The organism is Thermogutta sp. (genome assembly GCF_039793925.1).
Classification (GTDB): domain Bacteria; phylum Planctomycetota; class Planctomycetia; order Pirellulales; family Thermoguttaceae; genus Thermogutta.
Genome location: NZ_JBAMME010000219.1, coordinates 1 through 6,195, shown reverse-complemented (window position 1 = coordinate 6,195; position 6,195 = coordinate 1). Strand labels below are relative to the sequence as shown.

The following is a 6,195-nucleotide window of genomic DNA, read 5'->3' as shown; positions in this document are numbered from 1 at the left end:
TGAAGCCCCTCTGGCGACAAGACCCATGAACCGCTGCCCGGGAACCGCTGACCGAAGCATTTCCCATTCTAATCCGCCAGCGCCCAGTGGACAACAAGCCGCTAGCGGCGGATAGACACGCGTACTGTGCCCGTGTAACCAAAAACCGATCATTCATGATTCGCAAGCAGCCCTGACAAACAGGGCCCACCAAAGCACGTCGCGCTGGATTGAATCCCATTCCTCACAAAGCCGTTAGCAAGGTCTGCGCACCTTTTTCTGTGGTCGAGAAAAACTGGCCATGCGGTGACAATGCCCCCGATTGAGCGTTGGGCCATATAATCGAGAGTATGAGCGCGATTGAGATCTGCAATTTGTCGAAGACCTACCGAGTCAACCGAAAGAAAGAAGGCCTTTGGGCGGCCGTGCGGGGGTTATTTCGCCCAGAGTACGAGGTCATTCACGCCGTCCGATCGATCAGTTTGACGGTGGAACGGGGCGAGTTCGTGGCGTTTCTCGGCCCTAACGGTGCAGGCAAGACGACCACCCTCAAGCTGCTGTCGGGAATCATCACTCCCACTGCGGGAACGGCCACCGTGCTGGGTTACGTACCCTGGAAGCGGGAAAACGCGTACCGGCGGCGGTTCGCCCTGGTGATGGGTCAGAAAAACCAGTTATGGTGGGATCTGCCGGCGGCCGAGTCGTTCCGGCTCCATCAGCAAATCTACCAGATTCCGCCCGACCAATTCGCTCGCACGCGCGATGAGTTGACAGACATGCTGGGAGTTCGGCATCTCGTCCATCGCCCCGTGCGCGAATTGTCGCTCGGCGAGCGGATGAAGATGGAACTCATTGCGGCTCTCTTGCATTCGCCCGAAGTGTTGTTTCTAGACGAACCGACCATTGGGCTCGACGTGGTGGCCCAGTACACCATCCAGCAGTTCCTCCGAGAATATCAAGCGCAAAAGAAAACGACCGTCATTCTGACCAGTCATTACATGAAGGATGTGGCGGCCCTGTGCCGAAGGGTCGTGGTGATCTTCGACGGTCGCATCATTTACGACGGCTCGCTGAGCAGTCTCGTCGATCATCTTGGGGCGTATAAAATCATCACAATCCGCTTTGCCAATGGAACGCCCCCCGGCGATCTTGCGCGATTCGGCCAGGTGATCCTCAGGGAACCGCCAAGGATTAAGCTCCGGGTGCCACGGACGGAGGCCACGGAAATCGTGCGGGCGATCCTCGCGCAGTACTCCGCTGAAGATGTCAGCGTCGAGGACCCACCTCTCGAAGAACTGATCGCCACGTTGTTCACCTCGGCCCACCGTACGGCAGAAGCGTCGCTCGTATCTTCCCGCCTGCATTCGGAGGACAACTAGCAGCCAATATCACCTTAATGACAACCAGTGAGGGTAACCCATCAAGCGATCGATGAGCACAGTTGCACTCGACATCCATTCCCTTTCCCAGCGAATCCTCGGACGATGCCGTCTCTGGGGAACTATTCTCCGCATCAGCATTCAGGAGCGGATCGTATATCGGGGCGACTTTATGCTGGGCACACTCATGCGTTTTTTGCCCATTATCACACAAATCTTTCTTTGGGCGGCGGTTTTCGCCGCTGTGCCCGACCAGTCTGGTGGGGAAACACGCATTGTAGGGTACCGCTATCACGATATGGTCGCCTATTACCTTCTGACGATGCTGAGTCGCGCATTCTCCAGCATGCCGGGTCTGGCCTCGGGCATCACACGCGAAATCCGTGAGGGCGGAATCAAGAAGTTCCTTATTCAGCCGATTGGATTACTAGAATTTTTATTCTTCTATCGCGTTGCCCATAAACTCGTCTATTACAGCATTGCCGCTGTCCCCTTTGCCGTCGTGTTTTATTTGTGTCGTGGTTTTTTTCTTCACACGCCGCAAGGCTGGGAATGGCCTGCCTACATTGCATCCCTCATACTCGCGTTTCTTCTGGGGTTCTTCCTCGAAGCCACGATCGGTCTTCTGGGATTCTGGTTCCTGGAAGTTAGCTCCCTTTTATTCGTCTACATGCTTTTGAGTTTTTTCTTTTCTGGACATATGTTCCCCATCGACATGCTACCGCTACCGTTTTACACCATCGTGCGGATGATTCCCCTTCAGTATCTGGCCTATTTCCCGAGTGCCGTATTTCTCGGAAAAATTCAAGGTCAGGAACTGGTGACTGGACTGCTGGTTCAGGCGGCCTGGGTGGTCACATTTATGGTGCTCGCCAAAATCACACTCCAACGTGGCCTCAAACGCTACAGCGGCTTTGGAGGTTGACCGTGACTCCTCTACGACAGTACTTGCTGGTCTTCGCTACATTCGCCCGCAACAGCCTCATCCGGGACATGACTTTCCGCGCCAACTTTATTATCGAATTCGTTTCCTCTCTTTCCTGGGTGTTTATGAATCTCGGGTTTTATATTCTCATATTCCAATACACGCCGTCCCTGGGAGCCGGCACGGGATGGGGCAAATACGAGTTTTTCGCGTTCACCGGTACCGGCTTGATGATTAACAGCCTGGCCGCCATGCTGTTTATGACAAATGCCGACAATTTCGGGAATTTTGTTCGCCAGGGCAATCTTGACTTCCTCCTCCTGAAACCTATTGACACGCAGTTTATTGTCTCGCTCCAGAGAATCGATTGGTCGTCTTCAGGAAATTTTCTGGTCGGCTTGCTCCTACTGCTTTATTCACTAAGACAGATGGATTATGCTCCCTCATTCATTACGGTCGCACTTTATATTTTTTATGCGATGTGTGGATTATTGATATTATATTCGCTCATGTTCATGATGGCGTCCACCAGTGTATGGCTCGGCCGGAATGAAACGCTGTTCGATTTTTGGTTCTACATCGTCAATTTCGGCCGGTATCCGATGGAGATTTACGAAGGGCGTTTCGGTCGACCTTTCCGCTGGTTTTTCACGTTTATTATTCCTGTTTTGGTGGCGATCAATGTGCCGGCCCGCTTCATTGCCCGCCCTCTCAGGCCGCAAACGACGCAGGACTGGGCGTTGGCGGGATTCACCATCGTGGCCACCGTTACGATGCTCGTGATTTGCCGGTTGGTCTTTCTGGCTGCCCTCCGCAGCTACCGCAGCGCCAGCAGCTAGATGGGGTTCTATTTCCGTCAACGAATCGTCCTGGAAAAGAAAATGGTTGGCGATTGCAGGAGAGTGCATAACGTGGCCGGACAGGCACATTTCCACGCCACAACCAGGCGGCAACTTTTTCCGCTCCAAACCAATATGGTCTTGTGCTTCTGCGCGGCACCGGCGGCGGGTAGAATAGCTCCTTCGGTCGTGTCTCATACTGATTCGCAAGTAAGGAAACACGTACAAGGGCATCGCTACGCATGAAACTGGCCTACAGCAGTAATGCCTATACCCGATTTACCTTCGCGGAGACAGCCGCCCGCATTGCCTCCCTGGGATACGAGGGGCTGGAGCTTCTGGCGGATGTTCCCCACGCCTGGCCGCTCAGCTTACTCCCGACTGATGTGGACCGGCTCCGCGGCATTCTCCAGGAGCATCACTTGCAAATCTCCAACATCAACGCCTTTATGATGCGGGGCGTCAGCGACGTCCGGCAACCGTACTGGCATCCCTCGTGGATTGAGCCGGATCCTTTTTATCGGGCTATCCGACGAGAACACACCCTCCGCGCACTGCGTCTGGCCGCCGATCTGGGAGCCCCAGGAATCCAGACCGAGCCGGGAGGGCCTCTACCATCGGGGATGGCGCGCCGCCACGCCCTGCGCATTTTTTACGACGAGCTGATGCCCTGCGTCGAACTCGCCGAAAAGCTCGGAGTAAACCTTCTCATCGAACCGGAACCGGGTCTTCTCATCGAACGCTTTGAACAGTTTCTGGAGTTCATAGCGTGGATTGACTCACCGGCCGTGGGCCTCAATTTTGACATCGGCCACGCGTTTTGTGTGGGCGAAGACCCACAAGACTGGGTAGAACCTATGGCCCGCTGGACCCGACACTACCACATCGAAGACATTTCCGCGGAACGGGTGCACCATCATCTGGTCCCCGGGGAGGGCGCGATCGACTTTCCGGCAGTGATTTCGGCCATTAAACGGACCGGCTACGATGGGTGGATCACCGTGGAACTCTATCCGTACGTCGACAATCCCGACGAGGCAGGCCGGCGCGCACGGGAAGTCCTTCTCCCTCTTCTTGAGTACGGAACAGCCGGAAGGAGTGTCATCCGAGGAACTGCAGGGAACCGAGGCAACCAGGGGAGGCCGTAACAGGTGACGCGCACCACACAGTCTGCTCAGCCACCTGCACGAGATCGCCGATTTGTGGGACCGGCAGAGTCCTTTCGGGCGTACTGTCAACTGATTCGGTTACCCAATTTGTTTACTGCCGCGGCGGACGTGTTGGCGGGGTTTTTTCTGTCTCATCCGCAGATCACGCCGGAGAGCCTCTCCTTTCTCTGGCCGCTCGTGTTTGCGGGAGTCACTTTTTATGCCGCCGGTGTGGTTCTCAACGATTGGGTTGATCGAGAAATCGATGCCCGAGAACGTCCCCAGCGCCCCATCCCCTCGGGAACTATCTCCGCATCAGTGGCCTTTTGGTTGGGCTGGGGATTCTTATTGCTGGGTCTTGCGCTGAGCGGCTTTGTGGCGTGGCGAGCGGGAACGGTTCGACCGGCGATCGCGGCCCTTGGTCTGGCCGTGGCCATTCTCACTTACAACTTTCTGGTGAAGAGAACCTTTCTGGGCCCCGCTGCAATGGGGGCCTGCCGCGGGGTCAATTTCGTTCTCGGGACATCGCTTTCTCCGTGGAACCAGGCATGGCTACCGCTGCCGGTGGGAATGGCGGTGTATGTGGCCGGGATCACGGCGTTTGCACGTACCGAGGCCGATGAGCCTCACCGCGGCTGGCTCGCCGCCGGACTGGCAACGATGATTGCGGGGCTTGCTGTCGTCACTGGATACGCGGTTTCGGCCGAGCGATTTGTCGTCGATCTCTGGCGGTGGTACGCCCTTTTAGGCATTCTGGCGGGGTGGATGCTCTTACGAGGGATATGGGTCCTTGCTGCGCCCTCACCAGCGCGGGTACAGCGAGTGGTTACCCAGGCTGTCATGGGAATTATCGTTCTGGATGCAGCCGTAGTTTTCACAGCACACGGGCCACTGGGTGCTCTGCCCGTGCTGGCCCTCATCCTTCCGGCCACCTGGGCCGGTCGATGGATCGCCAGTACCTGATGCCTGCCTGGAATGCGTTTTATCGATGACAGGAAGACTCAGCCATGTACCTGGGCTACAACACCAATGGTCTCGTCCATCATGAACCGGTGACGGCCATCCGCGGATTGGCGGAAGTCGGTTACCGTGGTGTGGCCCTGACCATTGACCACTACCTTCTCTCGCCGTGGAATCCCCACTGGCAACGGCAATTGCACGAGATCCGCGACGTCCTGGATCGGTTGGAGATGCGATGCGTCATCGAAACCGGGGCTCGCTATCTCCTCGACCCCTGGCGGAAACACGAACCGAGCCTGATCTCACCCACTCACGCGGAACGGCAGCGACGGATGCAGTTTTATCGCCACGCCCTCTGCTGCGCTGTGGCGCTGAATGCCGATTGTTTGTCGATTTGGTCGGGCGTCAGACATCCGGAAGTGGCGGAGGACGACGCATGGCGCTGGCTCATCGAGGGTCTGAAACATCTTTGTGATGAAGCCGCTTCATACGGTATGCCGATCGGTCTGGAGCCTGAACCGGGAATGTTCATCGACACCGTGAAGCGCTTTGACGAGCTCCGCGAACGCTCGCCCGATACGGGATGCCACCTCACTCTTGATGTGGGCCACGTCATTTGCCAGCAAGAGGGAAAGCTGACCGACATCATCACTTCCCACGGGTCTCTGCTGGTCAATGTACATATCGAAGACATGCGGCGCGGAGTCCACGAGCATCTCATGTTCGGGGAAGGCGAGCTCAACCTCGAGGAAGTCTTCGGATCCCTCCACAAGGTGCGTTACACAAAGGGAGTTTATGTGGAGCTGAGTCGCCACAGCCATCTGGGGTTCGACGCGGCGCGCCGGGCCTATGCGGCGTTGCGACCATTTGTCGAACAAGAGGGCTGACATCCGACGATCCCCACTTGCCAAAAGGATTAACCTGATGTTAAAGGCTCAATGTGGTATCCGGGCGATCCATGAATT

6 protein-coding genes are annotated in these 6,195 nt (G+C 56.4%); all 6 read left to right on the top strand.

The window, feature by feature from the left end; all coding sequences use genetic code 11:
• Positions 1 to 329: 329 nt before the first annotated feature.
• The 6 genes from ABJK56_RS09095 (at position 330) to ABJK56_RS09070 (ending at position 6,117) form a co-directional block, all read left to right on the top strand.
• Positions 330 to 1,358: an ABC transporter ATP-binding protein gene (locus ABJK56_RS09095; RefSeq protein WP_347244352.1), complete on the top strand. Its 1,029-nt coding sequence runs from the start codon at positions 330 to 332 to the stop codon at positions 1,356 to 1,358.
• Positions 1,359 to 1,410: 52 nt separating this feature from the next.
• A complete protein-coding gene (locus ABJK56_RS09090) occupies positions 1,411 to 2,283 on the top strand; it encodes an ABC-2 family transporter protein (RefSeq protein WP_347244351.1) in 873 nt (290 codons plus the stop codon).
• A 2-nt stretch (positions 2,284 to 2,285) separates the two neighbouring features.
• Positions 2,286 to 3,122, top strand: a complete 837-nt coding sequence (locus tag ABJK56_RS09085) for an ABC-2 family transporter protein (protein ID WP_347244350.1) — start codon at positions 2,286 to 2,288, stop codon at positions 3,120 to 3,122.
• Between the two features lie 242 nt (positions 3,123 to 3,364).
• Entirely contained in the window at positions 3,365 to 4,270 is a 906-nt protein-coding gene (locus ABJK56_RS09080; protein WP_347244349.1) for a sugar phosphate isomerase/epimerase family protein, read from the top strand.
• A gap of 3 nt (positions 4,271 to 4,273) precedes the next feature.
• Positions 4,274 to 5,233: a UbiA family prenyltransferase gene (locus ABJK56_RS09075; protein WP_347244348.1), complete on the top strand. Its 960-nt coding sequence runs from the start codon at positions 4,274 to 4,276 to the stop codon at positions 5,231 to 5,233.
• A gap of 44 nt (positions 5,234 to 5,277) precedes the next feature.
• Positions 5,278 to 6,117: a sugar phosphate isomerase/epimerase family protein gene (locus ABJK56_RS09070; RefSeq protein ID WP_347244347.1), complete on the top strand. Its 840-nt coding sequence runs from the start codon at positions 5,278 to 5,280 to the stop codon at positions 6,115 to 6,117.
• The last annotated feature ends 78 nt before the right edge of the window (positions 6,118 to 6,195 follow it).

Coding starts and splice junctions, on each gene's coding strand:
- ABJK56_RS09095 (WP_347244352.1), top strand. CDS start 330: ATGAGCGCGATTGAGATCTGCAATTTGTCGAAGACCTACCGAGTCAAC.
- ABJK56_RS09090 (WP_347244351.1), top strand. CDS start 1,411: ATGAGCACAGTTGCACTCGACATCCATTCCCTTTCCCAGCGAATCCTC.
- ABJK56_RS09080 (WP_347244349.1), top strand. CDS start 3,365: ATGAAACTGGCCTACAGCAGTAATGCCTATACCCGATTTACCTTCGCG.
- ABJK56_RS09070 (WP_347244347.1), top strand. CDS start 5,278: ATGTACCTGGGCTACAACACCAATGGTCTCGTCCATCATGAACCGGTG.